Consider the following 348-nt stretch of genomic DNA (forward strand, 5'->3'; position numbering starts at 1 on the left):
TAGAGGAAAGGGCGACAGCGAACAATGGGTGAAGTTCTCTCGAGAGGCTCTCGATCTGTGTTCTCCATCAAGTCCGTCTTCTTTAATCATGGAGTCAACGACAGTTGCTCTCAGTTTTTCTCTGGATAATCCGGGTAGTGCTTGGATTCTAACCGGCTTGAACAAGTAGTCATATGGGCTCGCTGCTCCTGGGCAGTATCGGGAACACTCAGATTGGGGTCAGCGTGCACACGACGACCGATGCAGCATCCTGTTTAATAAAGCACTTATAGAAAATATTCTCTAGTGATTGCGCATGCGCGTCCACCACTAAGGAAGGGCCTGACCCCCGGAAAGTAGACACGTCGG

This window comes from Corynebacterium sp. HMSC074A09, assembly GCF_001811545.1.
GTDB classification, from domain to species: domain Bacteria; phylum Actinomycetota; class Actinomycetes; order Mycobacteriales; family Mycobacteriaceae; genus Corynebacterium; species Corynebacterium hiratae.